This is a genomic window from Fulvimarina fulva (assembly GCF_039652615.1).
In the GTDB taxonomy this organism is placed as follows: Bacteria; Pseudomonadota; Alphaproteobacteria; order Rhizobiales; family Rhizobiaceae; genus Fulvimarina.
In genome coordinates this window covers 25,186-45,211 of the sequence record NZ_JBDJAC010000003.1, presented here as the reverse complement: position 1 = coordinate 45,211, position 20,026 = coordinate 25,186, and the positions used below count along the sequence as shown (strand labels likewise).

Annotated in this window: 18 protein-coding genes; 10 read left to right on the top strand and 8 right to left on the bottom strand. The window is 62.5% G+C overall.

Annotation, left to right across the window (positions count from 1 at the left end):
• Window positions 1-17 precede the first annotated feature (17 nt).
• From ABDX79_RS05760 to ABDX79_RS05735, 6 genes are all read left to right on the top strand, one after another.
• Entirely contained in the window at window positions 18-764 is a 747-nt protein-coding gene (locus ABDX79_RS05760; RefSeq protein WP_346219323.1) for a LysR family transcriptional regulator, read from the top strand.
• Between the two features lie 158 nt (window positions 765-922).
• The gene (locus ABDX79_RS05755) at window positions 923-2,359 is read left to right on the top strand and encodes a UbiA family prenyltransferase (RefSeq protein ID WP_346219322.1); all 1,437 of its coding nucleotides are present in this window, start codon (window positions 923-925) and stop codon (window positions 2,357-2,359) included.
• 163 nt (window positions 2,360-2,522) lie between these two features.
• Window positions 2,523-3,869, top strand: a complete 1,347-nt coding sequence (locus ABDX79_RS05750; protein ID WP_346219321.1) for an FAD-binding oxidoreductase — start codon at window positions 2,523-2,525, stop codon at window positions 3,867-3,869.
• 71 nt (window positions 3,870-3,940) lie between these two features.
• Window positions 3,941-4,381 carry a DMT family transporter gene (locus ABDX79_RS05745; RefSeq protein WP_346219320.1) on the top strand — a complete coding sequence of 147 codons (441 nt, stop codon included), beginning with the start codon at window positions 3,941-3,943 and terminating at the stop codon, window positions 4,379-4,381.
• Entirely contained in the window at window positions 4,378-5,391 is a 1,014-nt protein-coding gene (locus ABDX79_RS05740; RefSeq protein WP_346219319.1) for an NAD-dependent epimerase/dehydratase family protein, read from the top strand. Before ABDX79_RS05745 ends, ABDX79_RS05740 begins: the two co-directional genes overlap by 4 nt.
• A 13-nt stretch (window positions 5,392-5,404) precedes the next feature.
• A complete protein-coding gene (locus ABDX79_RS05735) occupies window positions 5,405-6,856 on the top strand; it encodes an aspartate aminotransferase family protein (RefSeq protein WP_346219318.1) in 1,452 nt (483 codons plus the stop codon).
• A 142-nt stretch (window positions 6,857-6,998) separates the two neighbouring features.
• On the opposite strand, the gene ABDX79_RS05730 is transcribed toward ABDX79_RS05735, so the two are convergent.
• Window positions 6,999-8,633, bottom strand: a complete 1,635-nt coding sequence (locus tag ABDX79_RS05730) for a hypothetical protein (RefSeq protein ID WP_346219317.1) — start codon at window positions 8,631-8,633, stop codon at window positions 6,999-7,001.
• 255 nt (window positions 8,634-8,888) lie between these two features.
• Window positions 8,889-9,449, bottom strand: coding sequence for an FxsA family protein (locus tag ABDX79_RS05725; RefSeq protein ID WP_346219316.1), 561 nt, complete (start codon window positions 9,447-9,449; stop codon window positions 8,889-8,891).
• A gap of 213 nt (window positions 9,450-9,662) precedes the next feature.
• On the opposite strand from ABDX79_RS05725, the gene ABDX79_RS05720 reads away from it, so the two are divergent.
• From ABDX79_RS05720 to ABDX79_RS05705, 4 genes are read left to right on the top strand one after another with little or no spacing between them, the layout of a single operon-like run.
• The gene (locus tag ABDX79_RS05720) at window positions 9,663-10,376 is read left to right on the top strand and encodes a Tim44/TimA family putative adaptor protein (RefSeq protein WP_346219315.1); all 714 of its coding nucleotides are present in this window, start codon (window positions 9,663-9,665) and stop codon (window positions 10,374-10,376) included.
• Window positions 10,377-10,394: 18 nt separating this feature from the next.
• Complete coding sequence (gene mltA, locus ABDX79_RS05715; protein WP_346219314.1) at window positions 10,395-11,501, top strand: murein transglycosylase A; 1,107 nt, start codon at window positions 10,395-10,397, stop codon at window positions 11,499-11,501.
• The gene (locus ABDX79_RS05710; protein WP_346219313.1) at window positions 11,498-12,040 is read left to right on the top strand and encodes a Smr/MutS family protein; all 543 of its coding nucleotides are present in this window, start codon (window positions 11,498-11,500) and stop codon (window positions 12,038-12,040) included. Before mltA ends, ABDX79_RS05710 begins: the two co-directional genes overlap by 4 nt.
• A gap of 10 nt (window positions 12,041-12,050) precedes the next feature.
• Window positions 12,051-12,470, top strand: coding sequence for a helix-turn-helix domain-containing protein (locus ABDX79_RS05705; protein ID WP_346219312.1), 420 nt, complete (start codon window positions 12,051-12,053; stop codon window positions 12,468-12,470).
• Here ABDX79_RS05705 and ABDX79_RS05700 read toward each other — a convergent pair.
• The 6 genes from ABDX79_RS05700 to msrA all read right to left on the bottom strand — a co-directional run bounded on the left by ABDX79_RS05700 (window position 12,440) and on the right by msrA (window position 19,974).
• Entirely contained in the window at window positions 12,440-13,561 is a 1,122-nt protein-coding gene (locus ABDX79_RS05700) for a DUF1513 domain-containing protein (protein ID WP_346219311.1), read from the bottom strand. The two genes, ABDX79_RS05705 and ABDX79_RS05700, sit on opposite strands and share 31 nt — an antisense overlap.
• A 6-nt stretch (window positions 13,562-13,567) precedes the next feature.
• Window positions 13,568-14,740, bottom strand: coding sequence for an imelysin family protein (locus ABDX79_RS05695; protein ID WP_346219310.1), 1,173 nt, complete (start codon window positions 14,738-14,740; stop codon window positions 13,568-13,570).
• Window positions 14,740-16,269, bottom strand: a complete 1,530-nt coding sequence (locus tag ABDX79_RS05690; RefSeq protein WP_346219309.1) for a di-heme oxidoreductase family protein — start codon at window positions 16,267-16,269, stop codon at window positions 14,740-14,742. The genes ABDX79_RS05695 and ABDX79_RS05690 overlap by 1 nt, the downstream gene beginning before the upstream one ends.
• Before the next feature lie 260 nt (window positions 16,270-16,529).
• Window positions 16,530-17,807, bottom strand: a complete 1,278-nt coding sequence (locus ABDX79_RS05685; RefSeq protein ID WP_346219308.1) for an imelysin family protein — start codon at window positions 17,805-17,807, stop codon at window positions 16,530-16,532.
• Window positions 17,808-18,034: 227 nt separating this feature from the next.
• A complete protein-coding gene (locus tag ABDX79_RS05680; RefSeq protein WP_346219307.1) occupies window positions 18,035-18,976 on the bottom strand; it encodes a nucleoside hydrolase in 942 nt (313 codons plus the stop codon).
• Between the two features lie 329 nt (window positions 18,977-19,305).
• On the bottom strand, window positions 19,306-19,974 hold the full coding sequence (msrA, locus tag ABDX79_RS05675; protein ID WP_346219306.1) for a peptide-methionine (S)-S-oxide reductase MsrA: 669 nt from the start codon (window positions 19,972-19,974) through the stop codon (window positions 19,306-19,308).
• Window positions 19,975-20,026: the final 52 nt, after the last annotated feature.

The following is a 20,026-nucleotide window of genomic DNA, read 5'->3' as shown; positions in this document are numbered from 1 at the left end:
TATGGGATGATGTTCCCTTGTTTCTCGCCGTTGCCCGCTCGGGCTCGTTGAGCGGCGCCGCATTGTCGCTCTCGATCGGTGTGGCGACCGTTTCCCGGCGGATCGAGCGGCTGGAAAGGCGTCTTGGACGCCCGCTCTTTCTGAGGCACCACACAGGTTATCAGTTGACGGAAGAAGGCTCGGCCCTGATCGAGCGCGCTGAGGAAATGGAGGCCGCCGCTAGAGCCTTCGCGTCGGGTTTGACGGAAGCGCCGGACGTTTCCGGCACCGTTCGCCTTGCGACCGCCGAGAACCTTGCGACCGTTCTGATCGTGCCGGCGCGCGGGCATGTTTCCCTGCAGCGCCTGGGAACGCTCGGCTACGGTCTCTATGCCGCGCAGGGATATGTTCAGGAGCACGCCGGCGGCGCGTCCGTCGACCTCGACCGGGACGCCATGATCACCTGGGCGGAGGGATACGGTCACCTGCCGGCGGCGCAGTGGATCGAACGCGCCCTTCGCGGCCGCGCGCCGGCCATCGTCACGACATCCCTTGCGACCCAGGTCTCGGCGTGTTCAGCCGGATTGGGTCTCGCGGTTCTTCCGCATTTCCTCGCACAGCAGCAAAACCTGATCTGTCTCGATCGTGATCTGGGGATCGATCAGCCGATCTGGCTGGTGACGCAATCCGATCTCGTGACCTCACGACGGGTGCAGGCCGTCGCCGAGTTTCTGCGAGGGGTCATTTCGGAGTATAAAACCGCGCTTTGTGGGAATGTCGTATGAACCGCGCAACGAGACGCCCTATCTCGATCCGCTCGCACATCATTAACCCTCCGGCCGGAAAGCGGCCGCGCGCTGCCTTTGGGTAAAGGTTTCCAAACAGCCTTTTCCTAAAAACAGGCCATCGAACCGGTAGCGATGCCGATGCGGAGGCTTGGACAGTGGACGCAAGAGTACCCCAGACTGAACGCACGGTTTACGTCGATCTCGACGGAACCCTGATCCACAGCGATCTTCTTTGGGAGACGCTGTTCCTGACCGCCCGGCAGGATCCGATGCTTCTTGCGAAGGTGCCGCTCTGGCTGAGCCGGGGCAAGGCGCAGCTGAAGGCCGAACTGGCACGCAATGTCAGCTTCGATGCGAGTGCTCTGCCCTATCGCCAGGAGGTGGTCGACGAGCTGCGCGCGCTTCGTGCGAATGGTCGCCGCATCGTGCTCGCCACCGGCTCGAATGAGCGGCTTGCCCATGCCGTGGCGAGCCATCTCGGCCTCTTCGATGACGTGATGGCCTCCAATGACGAGGTCAATCTCACCTCCACCCGCAAGCTCGAGAGGATCGAGGCCGAGGCGGGGGACGCCGGCTACGACTATTTCGGCAATTCCCACGAGGACATCTGCCTTCTGGAAAATGCGGCCGAGGCGACGGTGGTTGCGCCGGACAAGACGGCGGATCGGTGGCAGAAGCGGACGGGCTCGGCCCGGATCGATCACGAGAAAGGACGCCTGAAAGCGGCAATCAAGGCAATGCGTCCGCACCAGTGGTCGAAGAACGTTCTCGTCTTCGTGCCGATGGTTCTGACCCACGAATTCCTCAATCTGGAGATGATGTGGGCGTCCTTACTCGCCTTCATCAGCTTCTCGGCCGCCGCGTCTTCGGTCTATATCGTCAACGACCTTCTCGATCTGGAGGCCGACCGCCGCCACAAGACCAAGCGGAACCGGCCCTTTGCCAGCGGCCGGCTGAGCATCCCGACGGGCCTCAAGATGGCGCTCGCCCTGATCGCGATCTCATCCGCGGCGGCGGCGCTTCTTCCGATAACCTACGCCGTCGTTCTTGTGGGCTATCTCGTTGCGACCACGGCCTATTCGATCGCTCTGAAGCGCATGCTTCTCGTCGACGTGATGACGCTCGCCTTTCTTTATACGACGCGCATCATTGCCGGTGCCGAGGCGTCGGGCGTGGGTGTCTCTTTCTGGCTTCTGTCCTTCTCGATCTTCTTCTTCCTCTCGCTCGCCCTCGTGAAGCGCTACACCGAGCTCCAGGATTACGGAAAGGAGGCAAGCCGCGCGACGACGGGGCGCGGTTATGTGAACGCCGATCTCGAAACGCTCGGCCAGATGGGCATGTCGTCGGGGTTTGCTGCGGTTCTCGTTCTGGCGCTTTATATCAACAGCCCGGAAGTCGCGGCCCATTACGACATCCCCTATCTCGTTTGGCCGCTGTGCCCGCTGGTTCTCTACATCATCTCCCGCATCTGGATCCTCGCCCGGCGCGATCAGATGCACGAGGACCCGGTCGTCTTCATTCTGCAGGACTGGCGTTCGCAGATGATGATGGGCCTTGGCGGGCTGATGTTCCTCGGTGCCGTCTATGTCTGAGCACTTCCGAAGCTGGGGCGGCTCGACGGCGAGGCACGCGGTTGGCGTCTCGCCCGCTGAATGGGCGTCGGCGAGCAAGAATAAAGACGGTTCAGGCCCCTCACTGTCGGCTGCGCCGACATCTCTCCCCAATGGGGAGAGATGCTTGACAGGGCAGAGAGGGATGCGATCCCATCAAACGTCAACAGAACCCGCCGTTCCGGCACTGCCGTTCGGCAATGGCCGCTCCTACGGCGATAGCTGTCTGTTGTCCTTCGGCACGATGATCGAGGCGCGGAAGGCGAACCGGGTCCTGGGTTTTGATGCCGAAGCGGGAACGATCCGCGTCGAGGCCGGCCTTCTCCTGTCCGATCTCATCGCCTATGTCGCGCCGCAGGGCTGGTTCCCGCCTGTCCTGCCGGGCACGCAATTCGTGACGGTGGGCGGCGCGATCGCCAACGATATTCACGGCAAGAACCACCATCTTCGCGGCACCTTCGGTTGCCACGTGGAGGCGATCGTCCTCAATCGCTCCGATCGGGGGCGTCTCGTCTGTTCTCGCAGCGAGAACGCCGACATCTTCGCCGCGACGATTTCCGGCATGGGTATGACCGGCCTGATCGAGGAGGCGACGCTCAAGCTGATGCCGGTCGCTTCCACGGATATCGTCGAGACGACGACGCGTTTTAACCGGCTGGAGGATTATTTCGATCTGGCCGAGGAGGCCGATGCGCGGCACGAATATGCCGTCGCCTGGATCGATTCGCTCGCCAAGGGCGGGCAGTTCGGTCGCGGCCACCTGATCTGCGGCGATCATGCGCGGACGGGACCCCGATCCGGAGCCTCACGCCCGCCGATCGCGAGCATCCCGTTCACACCGCCGTTCAGCCCTCTCATGGGGCCGGCGCTGAAAGCCTTCAACGAAACCTATTATCGCAAGGCGAAGGCCGGCACGCACACGCGAACCGTCCCGTTCGACGGGTTCTTCTTCCCCCTCGACAGGGTGGGGCGCTGGAACCGGCTCTATGGTCCGCGCGGCCTTTGTCAGCATCAGGGCGTTCTGCCGGACGAGACGGGGCGTGAGGGCGTTCGCGCGCTCATCGAATGTGCCCATGCCCACGGCCAGGGCTCGTTCCTGACCGTTTTGAAACGCTTCGGTGCGATCGAGAGCCCTGGGCTCAATTCGTTCCCCCGACCCGGCTATACCCTGACGCTCGACTTCCCTGATCGCGGCGAGAAAACGCTTCGGCTGCTTGCAGACCTCGACCGGATCACCGTCGAAGCCGGCGGTGCCGTCAACCCTTACAAGCATCACCGTATGAGCGCGGAGACTTTCCGGGCGAGCTATCCGCGCAACGGCGAACTCGAGGCCCTGCGCGATCCCGCGATGATGTCCGATTTCTGGGCGCGGACCGTGCTCGGAGCACCATGTGCGCGGGTGGCCGGGGCTGGATCTGAGGCGGTCGAGAACGATGCGTTTACCTTACGGGACGTTGCTGCTCACGCTTTCGCGAGAAAGCGCGCTTTTTAACAGTTCAGTCGATCCTGACGCCTAGAAACGGAGCCAGCGAAAGACTGGTCCGAACGGAGCTTCAAAAGCCCATGTCGAAGTATATCCCCTTTATCTTGTTTACGGTATTCACGAATGCTGCGGCTCAGGTCATGCTGAAATACGGGATGATGCAGCTTGGCACGATCAGCTTTGCCGGCGTCAATCCGGTTCTGAAGCTACTGTCGATCGTCTTCAGCCCGTTTGTGTTCCTGGGCCTTTGTACGTTCGTCATCTCGATGGCGTCACACCTCTACGTCCTGTCCAAGGTCGAGCTGTCCTACGCCTATCCCTTCCTCTCGCTGGCCTATGTCGCCGTCGCGGTCTTTGCTTACTTCGTGTTCTCCGAAGACCTCAACGCGTACCGGGTCGGCGGGATCGCCCTCATCTGCGTCGGCACGTACTTCATCGCCCAGGGCGGCTCGTCCGTCAGCGATGAGGCGGAAAAGGCCGTCGAACTCACCCAGACCGCTGCCCACGAGGTTTCCCAATGAGACATATTCTTTTCGGTGGTGATGGCTTTGTCGGCCGGCACCTTGCTCGCAAACTCAACGAAGACGGCGAAGAGGTCGTCGTTGCCGACATCGCGAAGGGCGACTTTTCCCATTATGCGAATGTCCGCCACGTCCAGTGCGATGTGACCGATCCCGCAGCGATCGCGCGGCTCGGGCTGAAGGCCGACGACATGGTCTACAACCTGTCGGCCAAGATGCTGTCTCCGCTTCAGGTGCGCGCCAAGCGTCACGATTTCTTCTACCCGGTCAATTACGACGGCACGAAGAACATCATCGAGGCGATGGACAAGGCAGGTGCCTCCAACCTCGTCCACTTCACGACCGACATGATCTACGGTCATACGGTCACCTATCCGATGACCGAGGAACACCCGGTCGCGCCGCTTGGCGAATACGGACAGTCCAAGCTCGACACCGAGTTCCTCGCCCATGACTGGCGCGAGAAGGGCATGAACATCTCGCTCTTCCGTCCGCGTCTCATCATCGGCCCCGGCCGTCTCGGTATCCTCGAAAAGCTGTTCAAGCTGATCGACAACAACCTGCCGGTGCCGATGATCGGCTCGGGCAAGAACCCTTACCAGTTTATCTCCGTGTTCGACTGCGCGGAAGCTGCGCGGCTTGCCTGGAAGGCCGGCGTTCCGAACGAGGCCTATAATCTCGGCTCGCTCAACCCGCCACCGGTGCGGAAGCTGCTTGGTGACCTGATCCGCCATGCGGAATCGCGCTCGATCCTGATCCCGACGCCGGGCTGGGCGGTGAAGAAGACCCTCGACACCCTCGACTGGCTGAACAAGCCGCTGATGGACCCCGAGCAGTATCTCATCGCAGACGAAAACTGCGTGCTCGACGTCACCAAGGGCAAGGAACAGCTCGGCTGGGTGCCGCAGTACCGCGACGAGGACATGCTGATCGCCGCCTATAGCGAATATCGCGCGAAGCTCACCGGCAAGGCGGGCAAGCCCGTCTCATCCCTCCAACCCGCCGAATAAGAAAGGCTCTTCCATGCTCGATCGCACGACGGTCGAGGCTCCGAGCCTCGACATCAACCGGACCGGCCCGAAAAAGCCGGACCTTCTTTCCGTCGAGGACGCCAAGGCGCTCGACGTCAAGACGATGGCCGATCTCTTCAAGGATCACATCAATCCCGGCCAGTATCACTTCATGAAGCTGCTCGGCTTCCACAAGGTGAAGGTCGAGACCGCCGAGGGCATGTACTATACCGACCAGAACGGTCGGAAGATCCTCGACTTCTTCGGCGGCTTCGGCTCGCTGGCACAGGGCCACAACCACCCGCGCGTCATCGCCGCGCGCCAGCGGTTCCAGGATGAGAACCGCCACGAGATCGCGATCGCCTTCATGTCGCAATACGCCTCGGCGCTGGCCAAGAATCTGGCCGCCTGTTCGCCGGGCGATCTCGACATGGTCTTTTTGGGCTCCACGGGCTCGGAAGCCATGGAAGCGGCGATCAAGGTCGCCGAGCGTGCCTCCGGCCGGAAGAACTGCAAGATCGTCCATGCCGAGAACTCGTTCCACGGCAAGTCCAAGGGCGTTCTCTCGATCACGGATTCGCCGCTCTATCAGGGCGACTTCAAGCTGACGGGCAACACCTACAAGGTGCCGTTTGGCGATCTGACGGCGCTCAAGCGTGTGATCGAGAACGATTCCGACATCGGTGTCGTCGTGCTCGAAACCGTGCAGGGCGGCGGCGGCATCATCACCGCGCCCACCGCTTACTGGAAGGGCGTGCGCGAACTCTGCGACAGGCACAACGTGCTCTGGGTCGCGGACGAAGTGCAGTGCGGCTATGGCCGGACCGGCAAGTTCTACGCCTTCGAGCATCACGGCGTGGTGCCGGACGTGACGGCGCTCGCCAAGTCCCTCGGCGCGGGCAAGGCCCCCGTCGGTGCGATGATCGCGCGGCGCGAAGTCTACATGAAGGCCTATGGCACGCCGAAGACGGCAATGATCCACGCCCAGGCGACCTTTGGCGGCATCGGCGAGGCCTGCGTCACGGCGATCGAGGGGCTGAATGTCCTCTACGACGAGGACCTGATCGGCAATTCGGCCGAAACCGGTGCCTATCTCCTGAAGCGCCTCAAGGACATCCAGGCGAAATATCCGAAGATCATCAAGGAAGTTCGCGGTCAGGGCCTGATGGTCGGGCTCGAATTCCAGGACTTCTCCCAGACGCTGCCCTTCGCGCTGCGTCCGATGGTGGCGCTTCTGGACGACAAGTTGAAGGGCTCCCTGTCGGGCTTCATCGGGGCCGCGCTCCTGCGCGACTACGACGTCCTCGTCGCCTTCACCGAATACAACCGCAACGTCATCCGTCTGGAGCCGCCGCTGATCTGCGACGAGAGCCATGTGGACACGTTCTGCGACGCGCTGGACGATCTCCTTTCAAAGGGCATCGTCTCGATCGTGAAGAATTTCGTCCAGTCCCAGGTGGGCTGACGGCCCAAGCGGGTGAGTCATTCGTCGGACAGAAATTGACCCGCAAGGGGCAAAGTCATCTGTCCGGCGCTACAAGAGACCTTCGACAGGGAAGGCAAACGAAGGGGTCGGGCGGAAACGCTCGGCCCCTTCGAATTTTCTTTTACAGAGGGTCGCTGGGCTGACTGGTCGGCGGGGGAGCGTCGAGATCGAGCGGCTGGTTGCCTGAACCGGGCAGCGGCGTCGGATCGGGGCCTTTCAGCATCGCGCCGTTGACGGTAACCGATCCGTCGCTCGCGATATCCACGTTCCATTCAAGCGCGTCATCGCCGGCGGGCCGTCCGAATCCTTTGGCGATCTGCAGAAAGCTGACGCCCTGAAGAGCTTCGGGATATTGTTGGCTCGCCTCCTGCAGACTGGCGATGACCGCATCGATACCCTCGGCCTGCACTTGAACCGCTACATCGCCGTCCTCGAATTCGGCGGAATAGTCGATGTGGTAATTTCGGCCTGTGACGGCGGAATTCTTGAGGCCAAGCTTTGCCTGGGAGGTTTTGAAGAGTTCGATGATCTTTCCCTTGGCCTCTTCGGAGATCGGAGCTTTTGGATCGAGCCGCAAATCCGAAATCAGGACAGCAGCCGGTCTCCAGAGATCGACATTCTCGGCGTCGAAGCGGATCAGCACGCGCGTCGGAATCAGGGCATTTGCCCATTCAGGCACGAAGGGCGAGCTGACGGACATGTCGGAGAGATCGTAGGCCATGGTGTAGTCGCCGGCCTCGCTGATCCCGTCGAGGTCCATGTCGAAATCGAGGGAGCCGACCTGTCCCGAGCCGAAGCTGCCGAGGTCGACGTTGAAGCCGGAGACCTTTGTCTCGCTCGCGAGATCGGTCCAGAGCGGGAGAGCCATCTGGAGCGCCGATTTCAACTCCTCCAGCAATCCCTTGCGCTCCGGGTCCTGGATCAGCTGAAGTCCCACAGCATAGAGCCGCAACAGTTCCTTGGTCTTGACCTCCTTGCCGATCGTGACGGATTCCGCCGCACCATTGCTGATCACAATGGGGAGGATCGACTGCGGGTTTGCCGGATCGAGGGGAACATTCATTTCCTGCCGGGCGCCACCGCCAAACTGAATGACCTCCATATCCACTGTGCCATCCGTGGCGGGACGCCCGCTGAATTGAACGCGGATCGGCTCGGTGACTGCGGTTACGGTTCCATCCGTGCTCCGCTGCACCTGTCGGGTCTTGCCGAAATAGCCTTCCCAGTTCGAATAGGTGGCGATGCTCGGATCGAAATAGCCGGTCCAGTCCATCGTCTCCGTGTCGTATTCGACCGATTGGGGCACCGCATCGTTGTGGGGCGCGCCCGGCGGCGTATCCAGTTTGTAGCCGAAGGCGAGGGGGCCGCTCGCTGAGACATACCATCGACCGTCCGGCTGCTCGCTCACGAGCACCGAGTAGTCGCTGATCGTTATGGACATGTCTTTGGCTGCGGGAATGGAGTCAATCAAAGCCTGCAACGCGAAATCGAGGCGATAGCCCTCGTCCGTGGGCTCGATGGAGATGACGCCGTTCTCGAAGGCCTGTTTCGTCACATAGGGCTCTAGCGACGTTCTGAGCTCGGCCGCTCCGCTTTCATCGCCGGGCTGGAGCACCGGCGTGTCGACAAGCGCCTTCAGATCCGGTGCCGCCGAAACGATCGCATCCGATGCTGTCTGGGCGAGGGCTGTGCCCACGGTCAGGGAGCCGGCAGTCAGGGAGAGTGCGATCGTCAGGGCTGCAAGTCGCGTCGTCATGGTCAGCCTTTCGCTACCAAATCACCTGACGCGATTATCTGGCCATGCCGGCGCACCGGTCAATGAAGCAAGCCTCGAATTTCAGACCTTCAGGTTGAGAGTTGCATCTTCAAATCGGCGAGATGCTGAGCTGCACGAACTATTTCCCATGCCGTTTCGTACGCCGACGGCCAGTTGAAAGCAGCGCTTTCAATCCTCCCTCGGCTGTCTGGCCCTTTCGACGCGCAGCCCGACCGGCTTCGGTGGGACCTGATATCAGTGGATCGTCGGCTTGTTGTCGTTGCCGTCCGCGTTCCAGGGCGAGGACGGGTCCGGGTTGCGCTTGAACTCATCCCCGGACAAATCGACCACGTCGGGCCGGTTCGAGGGGCGGCGAAGCTCTCCGTCGTCGATCGAGCCACCGGGTTCGCGGCTGTAGGGATTGCGGCTGCCGAAGCGTCCTGCGCCTTGCTGTCCGACGACTACGACGCGGTTTTTCAGGAACGACCAGACCTTTTCGCGCACCTTCGGCACGAACAGGATGAAGCCGATCGTATCGGTGACGAAGCCGGGCGTCAGAAGAAGAACGCCGGCGACCGCGATCATCACACCAGACACCAGATCCTTGCCGGGCACGCGCTTGGCGTCGATTTCGGCGCGAATCCGGTTCAAGGTCGAAATCCCCTGCCGCCTGAGCAGCATCGAGCCGATCACGGCCGTCAGGATAATACACCCGATCGTCGGCCAGAGACCGATGAGCTGGCCCACCATGATGAAAACGGCAATCTCGACGATTGGTACGACGAGAAGCAGGAATGGAATCAGTGCGAGAGGCATGGGTGACATCACTTCTTCGAAGCTGGAACTTGCGTTTCCCCGTCGAAAAGGGCCATCGCGACTGGTCGCAGACCCGTATTCTCGAAAACGCGCTTCTTTCACAGATAGGGAGCCAAACCGATGATTTGAATGCGGGACGTGTTCCTCTTATATGAACGCAATCCGCGATCGACGAATATCACAAAGATCAAAAGACCAAGGGTTTGCCGCATTATGAGTTTTGGGACGATCTTCATTATCGTATTGGCGGCGATCGTCCTGTTCCAGCTTTACAATGTTCTTGGGCGGCGAACCGGTAACGAGCGACCGCCCTTCGATCCCTATAGCCGGGACCGGAACCGCGAGGGCCAGGGCGAGGAAGCTGCGGGCGACAACGTGGTTACCCTGCCGAACCGGCGCGCGAGCGACAGGACCGAGGATGTGCCGGCAGGCATGCGCTATGCCGAGATCGACAAGGTCGCTCAGCCGGGAACGCCGCTGAACAAGGAACTTCGCAAGATCAAGGACGTGGATGCGGACTTCGAGCCGAAGCAGTTCCTTGAAGGTGCCAAGATCGCCTATGAGATGGTGGTCGACGCGTTCGCCCAGGGCGATCGCAACACGTTGCGAAATCTTCTGTCGTCGGAAGTCTACGAAGGCTTCGAGGCGGCGATCGCTGCGCGTGAGAAAAGCGGCGAGACCATGCGCTCGTCCTTCATCGGCATCGACGATGCGAAGATCGTATCTGCCGAATTGCGTGGGCGCGAGGCGCTCGTGACGATCCGGATCGTCTCCGAAATGATCTCCGCGACGCTGAATTCCAACGGCGATGTCCTCGACGGCGACATGGAAACGGTCGTCGAAGTCCGCGACATCTGGACCTTCGGCCGCGACACGAAGTCTCGTGATCCGAACTGGAAGCTGGTCGGAACCGAATCCGAAGAATAAGTTCGGGTCGTCCGTCCCATGGGGCCGTTCTCCCGACGCGGCGATGGCGCTCTGCCGGACGGCGATCTCGGCTATGCCGAGGCGCTTGCGGCGTTTCGCCGGAGTGCGCCGGAGCTGCTCGCAGGGCGATACGGGACCGGCACGCTGGGTCTCGACCCGGCGTCCTATCGGGATGCCGCCGAGGCCGCTTTGGCAACGTCCGACAATCTGGACGAAGCGGAAGCACGCCATTTCTTCCAATCCCGTTTCACCGTTCTGACCTTGAGCCCGGAGCCGCAATCGCCACGCAAGCGGGGTTTCGTCACGGGCTATTACGAGCCCGAGGTCGAGGCGTCGCCCGTTGCAACAGGTGCGTTTCAGGCGCCGCTTTATGCCAGGCCGGACGATCTGGTGAAGGTCGATGACGTGAACCGGCCGCCGGGAATGGAGGAGAGTTTCCGCTTCGCCCGCCGTCTGCCCTCCGGACTCTTAGAGGAATATCCCGACCGTCCGGCGATCGAGCGGGGTGCCTTGAGCGGGCATGGGCTCGAAATCGCCTGGCTGAAAAGTCCGGTGGATGCCTTCTTCATCCATGTTCAGGGGTCCGCACGTCTTCGGATGAGCGATGGCAGTATTCGGCGCGTCGGATATGCCGCAAAGACCGGTCATCCCTTCACGGCGATCGGCCGGGTTCTGGTGGAAAGCGGAGAACTGACGCTTGCCGAAGCGGACATGGCCGGCATCCGGGCCTGGCTCGCCCGCAATCCCCACCGGCTGCGCTGGCTCTTCGATCACAACCGATCTTTCATCTTTTTTACCGAGCATCCCGTCACCGATCAGAGCCTCGGGCCCATCGGTGCGGCCAAGGTGCCGCTGACGCCTCTTGCCTCCATCGCGGTCGATCGGGAGCGGGCGACCTATGGCATTCCCTATCTGATCGCGGCGTCCGACCTGACGGTCGACGGCGAGCCCTATCACCGGATCGCGGTGGCCCAGGACACCGGCTCCGCCATCATCGGCAATGCGCGGGCCGATATCTTTCTCGGCTCGGGTGAGCGTGCTGGGGATATCGCAGGCTCCGTGAGGCATGCCGCCGATTTCGCCGTCCTGGTGCCGCACATCCTTGCGGCAAAGCTTCTGCCATGAAGCGCTCGAAGACCCTTTCGGCGGAGGACAGGCGCTTGTGGGCGAGCGTTGCGCGCACAGCGGTGCCCTTGCGAAACAAGAGCGTGCCGAACGCTCCGCCGGAGGAGATTGCGAAACCGAAGGAAGAGCCGCATCCGGCCTTCCACGAACCGCGCCCGACGCTCGCGCCGCTGCCCGCCAAGCGCACCGAGCCCAAGCCCATGCAGGTTCAGCCGACGATCGAGCGGCCAACCCGGCGCAAGCTTTCGAAAGGCCGGATCGCCATAGAGGCGCGCATCGACCTGCATGAGATGACCCAGGAGCGCGCCCATGCGGCGCTGTCGAATTTCCTGCGTCAGGCCCAGGCTCTCGGCTTTCGCCATGTCCTCGTCATCACCGGGCGCGGCAAGCCCGGCGGCTCGCGCGGTATCCTCAGGCGCATGGTGCCGCTCTGGTTCGCCGGCAACGAGTTCCGTGCGCTGGTCTCGGCCTTCGAAAGCGCCGAACGCCATCATGGCGGAGAGGGCGCGCTTTATGTCAGGGTGCGCAGGCGAGGATGAGGAAAGGCTCATGACGCCCTTCGGCGAACATCTGCGGGCGCTGCGCCGGGAGCGCGGCATGACACAGGGCGAGATGGCGAAGGCGATCGGGGTTTCGAATGCCTATCTTTCCGCGCTCGAACATGGTCGGCGAGGCAAGCCGACCTTCGATCTCGTTCACCGGATCATCGGGTGCCTCGGTGTGATCTGGGATGAAGCGGAGGAGCTGCAGCGGCTTGCCGAAAAGTCCCATCCGAAGGTGACGATCGATACCGGCGGGCTTTCGCCGGCTACCACCCATCTTGCCAACCGGCTGGCGGAGACCTTCAAGGTTCTGAACGCGAGCGACCGGGACGAGATCCTGGAAATCGTCGAAAGAGCTGAAATTCGCGCCCGTGGCGCACGAAAGGCGCCGAGACCTCAGGCCGAGCGGCGCAGCGACAGAACGTGATTGTCGAAGTGATAGGTCGTGTGTCTTGGCTCAAGCGTCTTGGCGCCGATTTCTGCGACGAGACCCTTTCCGCTGGTCGCGATGAAGCCCGGTCCCGAGGGGGCGAGCCCGCAGCCGTCCTCGATCCTGCGTTCGCCGATGATCCTCACTGTTGCCGCATCAAGTATGAGGAATGTGCCGCCCACCGGCGATGAGAGCGCGATGCGGCTGCCGTCCCTGTTCGCGGCGACGGACCCCACATAATTGGAGAGCTGGACGAGCTGGCTGCGCGGCAGTTCGGCCAGTTGCAAGCCGTTTTCGGGCGAAGCAAATCCGGTTAGCTGCGGCACGTCGATATCCGCGCCCTCGTACTGGCAGCCGAACCAGACGCGCGACCGGCCGTCGATGGCCAGATGGCGGATGGAGAGCTGATGGAGATCGGCCGGCAGCCGGTGCTGGCTGACAAGATCGCCGGTTCGCCGGTCGATGAAGACCAGCGACGGGTCCATGGTCGGAATGTTGAGTTTCTGGCGGCCATAGTCCGGGTGGGTCTCGATGCCGCCATTGGCAACGACGATCGTCTCGCCGTCCGGCATCAGCAGGGCCTCGTGGGTGTCCATGCCGTGGGTTTCGAATTCGCCGATCCGGGCGAAATCACGGGCCACATCGTAGACGCCGATGAGTCCCCTTGCCTCGGCAAAGTCGTTCTCGGTCGCATAAAGAAGCTTGCCGTCCGGCGAAAAGAAGCCGTGGCCGAAGAAATGCCGACCTTCTGCCGAGGTGAGCGTTCGCTCGATCGCGCCGGACATGGGATCAAAGACGACCGCGAAGGTGCGCGGTCGGCGGGCGAAGGCGACGGCACGGCGGCTGACGGGATCGAAGGCGACGTCGTGCCCGCGATCGGGCAACGGAACCTCGCAGACGATCCGCCCGTCCTCGGCAAAGATTGCGCAGCCGAAACCGCCATCGTCCCGCCGCACGGCCGAGGCGTAAAGCGCATCGGTCCCCTCGAACGCATCCGCTTCACGCGGCAGAAGACCGGCGGCGAAGGCCGATCCTGCACCGGCGAGGAACAGTCTGCGGGACAGGAGCGGCGTTCGCACGAGCCTCATCTGCGGTCAGTCTCCGTCGAGGGATGAAAAGCCCGAGGACAGCCCGAGGGCGGGCGCAAGCTGGCCGGTGAACTGGGAGCGCAGGCTCTCGGTCGCGATCAGCACATAGCCGAGCTTCCCAAGAGAATCGGCATCGTTCACCGCCTTCGACAGCGGCGTCTCGACCTCGTTGAGATTGGAACCGATCTGCTCGAATTCGAGTTCGATCGACTGGCTGAGATACTGCTTGTCCGAGGGCAGGACCGAGGAGAAGCTCGACGCCTCGAAAAGCTGTTTCAGCCCCTGGAAATCGGCTCCAAGAGCCGTGAGGGCGTTGTCCGAGGCGCCGAACAGGAAAAGGTTCGGTTTGGCCGGCGTGTCCGCGCCGTCCGTGGCGCCCAGCGGCGGCGACAGGCGCTGTTCGGCGATGATTTCGAGCCCGTCGGTGAAGATCGAGACGATAGCCCCGAGGGAGTCGGAAGCGGTCCGATAGACCGGATCGTCCTCGCTCGGCTCCATGAGGCGATTGGAGATGCCCGACTCGTTACCCCAATCGTCGACCAGAGACGTGCTGATCGCCTTGAGGTTGGCAGCGATCGCCCTGCCATAGCTGCAGCGATAGGCGGCACTCTCTTTGGTCAGATCGTCCGAACCCTCGCCGAAGAGCACATATTGGAGGGCCGGGAGGCCCTGCACGGCGACCGATTTCTTGGCGAGGTCGTCGGCATGGAGCGCGTCGTCCGCCTGATCCTTGAGGATCGCCTCGACCTGCTTCTTCATGACGCCGCGCGGATCGGGGAAAAACAGGATGCGCTCCAGCCGGTTGTCCTCGCGGATCGGCCCGAAGCGGACGAACTCGATCTGGGAGAAGGCGGAGACGAGCCCGCCGAAATTCTCCTGTGCCGATTGGAGATTGTCCTGATTGGGATTGGAGCACAGGGTTTCCAGCATGAAGGCCTGTTCACGCACGGCGTCGTCGAAAGCCTGGTATCCCGGGCGGATCGCACTGTCGACGGCGTTCGCCACGACATCGAGCGCCATGGTCTCATCGAAAAGTCCCGAGGTGTCAGGGCCCGATCCACCCTCGCCGGAGGACTGCGCCTGAGCCGGCGCGGAGGCAAGGGACAGTGTCAAGGCGCCGACGGCCGCAGCGAGGGCGAGGCGGAGTGAGAAGCGGGCGGTGCTCGGGGAAAGATGCATCACAGGGACTCCAGAAATTCGATCAGGGCCGAACGGGTCTTGGCATCCATGTCCATATAGGCATCGCGTGCCGCCTCGGCCTCACCGCCATGCCAGAGGATCGCTTCCTCGAGACTGCGGGCGCGGCCGTCATGAAGATAGAAGCCGGCCCCGCCGACGGTCTCGGTCAAACCGATACCCCAAAGTGGCGCCGTACGCCATTCGCTGCCCGACGCATCGCCGACAGGCCGTCCATCGGAAAGGCCTTCGCCCATGTCGTGGAGAAGGAAGTCGGAATAGGGCCAGATCAGCTGGAAGCGCTGGGCCTCGTCCTGCGCCTTGCGCGATGTCACGAATTTCGGCTGGTGGCAGGCGGCACAGCCCGCCTCGTAGAAGGCCTTTTTGCCTTCAAGGACAGTGTCCTTGCCCACATCGCGGCGCGCGGGGACCGCGAGATTGCGCGAATAGAAGGCGACGAGATCGAGGATCGGATCGGGGGCCTCCACCTCTCCGAGGCGTTCCTGAACGCCGGAAGGGGCTGTGCGGCAATCTTCCTGGGCGTTCGAGCATTCGCCAAAGGCATCGGTCTTCAGTGGGGTCGAAATACCGATATCGCCGGAAAAGGCCTCCGCGCTCTGCACCTTGATCGAGGGTGTCGTCGCCTTCCAGCCGAACCGGCCAAGCACGATCTCGCCGGTCTCAGGATCGCGGACTTCCGAAACCTTGCCGGAAACTCCGTCACCGTCCCTGTCGTCAGGATCTGCGAGCGCCCGGATATCCGCCGCCTCGACCGCCTCCACCAGGCCGAGGCCGATCATGGGTGGGGTGAGGCGCGGCGAGAGGAGAACGTCCTTGGCCATCGGTCCATATTGCAGGTCAGCGACGCTGTAGGAGGGCTTGCGCAGGGACACGGTCATCCCGCCCTTGAGCGTCACCGGCATCTCTTCGTAATCGACGACCATGCGCCCTTCGGGCTTGTAGCCCGGCACGGCGAAATTCTGGAGCTGGCCGCCATAGGTCGGCTCGGGAATGCGCGTCAGCTCCTTGGTCCGCAGCTTCTCGCGCTCCTCCTCGGTGTGGGCCGGCACCGAAAGGCGCAGGAACATGGAAACCGCGTCTTCGCCATCGAGCGGCGGGCGTCCGCGTCCGTCCTTGATGTGGCAGCTCTGGCAGGCGCGTGCATTGTAAAGGGGACCGAGCCCATCGGAGGCTTCGGTCGAAGACGGCGAGGAGACCCAGAACTTGCGGAAGAGCGCATTGCCGAGCTTGAAGCGATCCTCGCCTTCGAAGCTCTGATTGGCCGAGACATGGCTGAAGGCGTCGTGGTTGATCGCCTTTGTGGACGTCGATGCGCCGGCCTGCATGGCTTCGAAGGCTTCGGGCTTTGAGAAATCCGTCGTCGGCGCCGTGACCGTGCGTACCCGCTTGAGATCTGCCGCGCTCAGATCCTGCCGGACCGGCTGGTTTTCGCCGATTGCCGCCGCGAGCGGCAGAGCGAAAAGAGCGGTGAGGGAGGCTGCAGCGAAGGCGGCGATACGGCGGGTCGGCATGGGGCTGTTTCGACTTTCCTCTTTTGCGACGCCTTCCGGCAGGGCGTGACATCAGCCTTTGAGGGGCGTCGGAAGGCTTCTCGCCTTCCTACCCGCCATCCTCGTCGTTCCGGGGACAGGCCAGAGGGCTCTGCCCGCCTTGGGTCCGGGAGCCACGTCTCAGAGGTGGCGAGCGATTCTTGCGGGGACGAGAACCCGCCATGTCACTGGCTGGCAGCCGCGGTGTCGCCACCGCGGCCACCTGTCGATGTCCGTATCGCTTACTGGAATACGGCGTTCGTATTGTCGAGGCTATCCGAACCCTCGATGGAGACGCCGCCGACGTCGAGTGCGGCGATGATGCGTTCGATGGTGCGGGTCTGGCCGATCAGGCCGTCGATCGCGCTCTGCACACGCTCGTTGCCATCGGTATTACCCTCGGCAATCTGCTGGTCGTAGGCCTCGCCGTTTTCGGCGGCATCCGAAATTGAGCGCATGGCCTTGAGCGTCTTGTCGAGGTCAGCCTTCATCTCCTCGTTGAGATCGGCGTTCGTGGCTTCGACGAGATCGGCGAGCGCCGGACCTTCTACCGTCTTGCCGTCCGCGCCTTCATAACGACCGAGATAGACGTTCTGGATGCCGACCACGTCGTAAAGGTGCGAGACGTGCGTGTTGTCCGAGAAACAGTCATGCTCTTCTTCCGGATCATGCAGAAGAAGGCCAAGCTTCATGCGCTCGCCGGCCATCTCGCCATAGGACAGCGAGCCCATGCCGGTGAGCATCATGCTGATGCCCTTGTTCTCGTCTTCCATAAGTGCCGCGCGGGCCTCGCCGTCGTCCTCCCAGTTCGCCACCATCTCTTCGAGATCGGAGACCAGAAGATCGGTGGCGGCGTTGAGGTACTGGCCGCGCTTTTCGCAGGCGCCGTTCGTGCAAGCGTCGCCGGTGGCGTAGTCGGTCGCCGGGCGGTTGCCCGCTCCGGCTTCGGTGCCGTTGAGGTCCTGGCCCCAAAGCAGGAATTCGATGGCGTGATAGCCGGTCGCCACATTGGCCTCGATACCGCCCGCTTCCTGCAACTTGTCCTGAAGGAGTGCGGGCGTGATCGTCGTCACGTCCACCGTCTCGCCACCGATTGTCACTTCGTCCGAGGCGATGACATTCGCGGTGTAGAGCTGGTTGGAGTCGGACCCGTCGCCATAGCTGGAGTCAACATAATCGATCAGCCCCTCGTCGAGCGGCCATGCATTGACGCGGCCCTCCCACGCATCGACGATCGGGTTGCCGAAGCGGAACACCTCGGTCTGCTGGTAGCTGGGGCGCGCGTCCCGCCAGGCCTCTCGCGCGGCCTTAAGCGTCTCGTCGCTCGGATTCTCGATCAGCCTGTCCGTCGCAGTGTCGAGCGCCTTGGCCTTCTTGAGGGCATCCGAATAGCCCGCAAGGGCGATGTCGGCGTAATTGGTGAGAATCGCTTCCTTCGAGACGTCTGCGGCATAAGCGGGCGCCGAGACGGCGAGGATCGAAGCGGAGAGCGTGAGGACGCGCGATGCTGAAAAGGCCATGGGACGGGTCAATCTCCTGCCGGGGGCAAAGTCCGATGAAGGTCGAGGGATCGGCGGAACCGTCTTAAAACGATCGCCTCCCGCCCTTTCGGCTAAGCGGCAGAATAGTCGTTGTCAAATAGAAATCAGCTTTTTGGAATGGTTCTACTTTCAGATTAGAATAGTTCTATTTTGAAATCGGGTTTTTAGAATTCTTCTATTCTTGTGATGCTGGCGCTTTCTTGCCCTTAGGGCAAGCGCGCGATCCGCTCGGTGAGCAGCGTGAAAAAGCCGTCCGCATCCCCCGAGCGCACCCAGACGGCGTTCTTCGTCCGGTCGGTCACGCCCCAATAGTCGACCACCGTCATGCCCCGGCAGAGCTCGGAGGCGGTCTCGATGGACACGTTGACATGGCGACCTTCGAAGAGCTCGGGCTTCAGCACATAGGCCGTCACGCACGGATCGTGCAGCGGCGCGCCTTCCCAGTTGTATTTCTCGACATCGAAGCGTTCCGAGAAGGAGAGCATCGCCGCCACCGCATCGCCGGACCGGTTGCCGATCGCGCCAAAGGCTTCGATCCGCGCTTTGGTCGAGCGCATGAAATGGGTGACATCGAGGGGAAGAACGGTGATCGATGCGCCCGAGCGGAAGACGGCGCTGGCTGCTTCCGGGTCCACATAGATGTTGAACTCGGCGGTCGGCTTGATGTTGCCGACCTCGAAATAGCCTCCGCCCATGAGGACGATGTCCTTGAGGCGCGCCGCGATATCGGGGGCCTTTGCGAACGCCAGTGCGACATTGGTCAGCGGGCCAAGGCAGAGAAGGCGGATCGAGCCGGCTTCGTGGGCGCGGATCGTCTCGATGAGATAATCGACGCCGTGCCGGGTCTGGGCGGCAATCGACGGCTCCGGCAGGTCGGGCCCGTCGAGGCCGGTCTCGCCGTGAACATGCTCGGCGGTGACGAGTGTGCGGCCGAACGGCTTTGAACAACCCGGATAGACGGGAATATCGGTGCGGCCGGCAAGCTCGAGAAGCTTGAGGGCGTTCTTCGTCGTCAGATCGAGCGGAATATTGCCCGCGACCGTGACGATGCCGAGTAGATCGATGTCATCGGGCGAGGCGAGGGCGGTCAGGATCGCAACGGCATCGTCCTGCCCCGGATCGGTATCGAAAATCACCTTCTGGGCCATGTCACCTGTCCTCGGCTCGTTGTCGTGCAGCGTGAGCCATACCCTATTGGCGAGGGAAAGAAAGCGGTCTCATGCCACGAAAGCCGCGATAGGATCGCCCATACCCGCCCCAGCCTCCGTCATGATCGGCCACCGCGCCGAACGTTCAGTGCCGAGGGTGGGTAAGGGGCACTGCTTCGGCCTGACGGGTGTTCGCATTACGCATCGACACCGCATGGATAGCAGGAACCTAGCCCGGGAACGACGACCGGCGAGGGATGTCCCGCTTCGACAGGCGGACGCCCCGCACGGGCGTCCACCTTCTTATAATGATGGGCAGCCCGCGCGGTTTACTCCGCCGCGACGCCTGCACCCACCGGGCAGGTCACGCCCGTACCACCGACGCCGCAATAGCCGCGCGGGTTCTTCGCGAGATATTGCTGGTGGTAGTCCTCGGCATAGTAGAACTCGCCGGCGGGCTTGATCTCGGTGGAGATTGTGCCGGTGTGTCCGGCCTTCTTCAGCGCCTGCTGATAGGCCGCCTTCGTCTCTTCCGCGATTTCCGCCTGCTCGTCGTCGAAGGTGTAGATGCCGGAGCGATATTGCGTACCCATATCGTTGCCCTGACGCATGCCCTGGGTCGGATCATGGCCTTCCCAGAACGTCTTCAGGAGCTCGCGATAGCTGACCTTCTCCGGGTCGTAGACGACGAGCACCACCTCGTTATGGCCGGTCTGACCCGTGCAGACCTCGTGATAGGTGGGGTTCGGTGTATAGCCTCCGAGATAACCGACCGCTGTCGAATAGACGCCGTCGAGCTGCCAGAATTTGCGCTCGATGCCCCAGAAGCAGCCCATGCCCAAGACGGCCTGCTTCATGCCATCGGGAAACGGCCCTTTCAGCGGTGCGCCGTTGACGAAGTGCGTTTCCGGCACCGGCATTTCCGTGGAGCGCCCTTTGAGGGCGTCGGCCGGGGCGATCATCTTGGTCTTCTTGGCGAACATGTCGAGAATATACATCGTCTCGCTCCTTTCGCCGGCGCTGCGCTCTGTCGGGATGCGCACTGGCCGG

Excerpts from the sequence above, each read along its gene's own strand:
- ABDX79_RS05750 (WP_346219321.1), top strand. The coding sequence starts at position 2,523 with ATGCGATCCCATCAAACGTCAACAGAACCCGCCGTTCCGGCACTGCCG.
- ABDX79_RS05745 (WP_346219320.1), top strand. The coding sequence starts at position 3,941 with ATGTCGAAGTATATCCCCTTTATCTTGTTTACGGTATTCACGAATGCT.
- ABDX79_RS05740 (WP_346219319.1), top strand. The coding sequence starts at position 4,378 with ATGAGACATATTCTTTTCGGTGGTGATGGCTTTGTCGGCCGGCACCTT.
- ABDX79_RS05735 (WP_346219318.1), top strand. The coding sequence starts at position 5,405 with ATGCTCGATCGCACGACGGTCGAGGCTCCGAGCCTCGACATCAACCGG.
- ABDX79_RS05730 (WP_346219317.1), bottom strand. The coding sequence starts at position 8,633 with ATGACGACGCGACTTGCAGCCCTGACGATCGCACTCTCCCTGACTGCC.
- ABDX79_RS05725 (WP_346219316.1), bottom strand. The coding sequence starts at position 9,449 with ATGCCTCTCGCACTGATTCCATTCCTGCTTCTCGTCGTACCAATCGTC.
- ABDX79_RS05720 (WP_346219315.1), top strand. The coding sequence starts at position 9,663 with ATGAGTTTTGGGACGATCTTCATTATCGTATTGGCGGCGATCGTCCTG.
- mltA (WP_346219314.1), top strand. The coding sequence starts at position 10,395 with ATGGGGCCGTTCTCCCGACGCGGCGATGGCGCTCTGCCGGACGGCGAT.
- ABDX79_RS05710 (WP_346219313.1), top strand. The coding sequence starts at position 11,498 with ATGAAGCGCTCGAAGACCCTTTCGGCGGAGGACAGGCGCTTGTGGGCG.
- ABDX79_RS05705 (WP_346219312.1), top strand. The coding sequence starts at position 12,051 with ATGACGCCCTTCGGCGAACATCTGCGGGCGCTGCGCCGGGAGCGCGGC.
- ABDX79_RS05700 (WP_346219311.1), bottom strand. The coding sequence starts at position 13,561 with ATGAGGCTCGTGCGAACGCCGCTCCTGTCCCGCAGACTGTTCCTCGCC.
- ABDX79_RS05695 (WP_346219310.1), bottom strand. The coding sequence starts at position 14,740 with ATGCATCTTTCCCCGAGCACCGCCCGCTTCTCACTCCGCCTCGCCCTC.
- ABDX79_RS05690 (WP_346219309.1), bottom strand. The coding sequence starts at position 16,269 with ATGCCGACCCGCCGTATCGCCGCCTTCGCTGCAGCCTCCCTCACCGCT.
- ABDX79_RS05685 (WP_346219308.1), bottom strand. The coding sequence starts at position 17,807 with ATGGCCTTTTCAGCATCGCGCGTCCTCACGCTCTCCGCTTCGATCCTC.
- ABDX79_RS05680 (WP_346219307.1), bottom strand. The coding sequence starts at position 18,976 with ATGGCCCAGAAGGTGATTTTCGATACCGATCCGGGGCAGGACGATGCC.
- msrA (WP_346219306.1), bottom strand. The coding sequence starts at position 19,974 with ATGTATATTCTCGACATGTTCGCCAAGAAGACCAAGATGATCGCCCCG.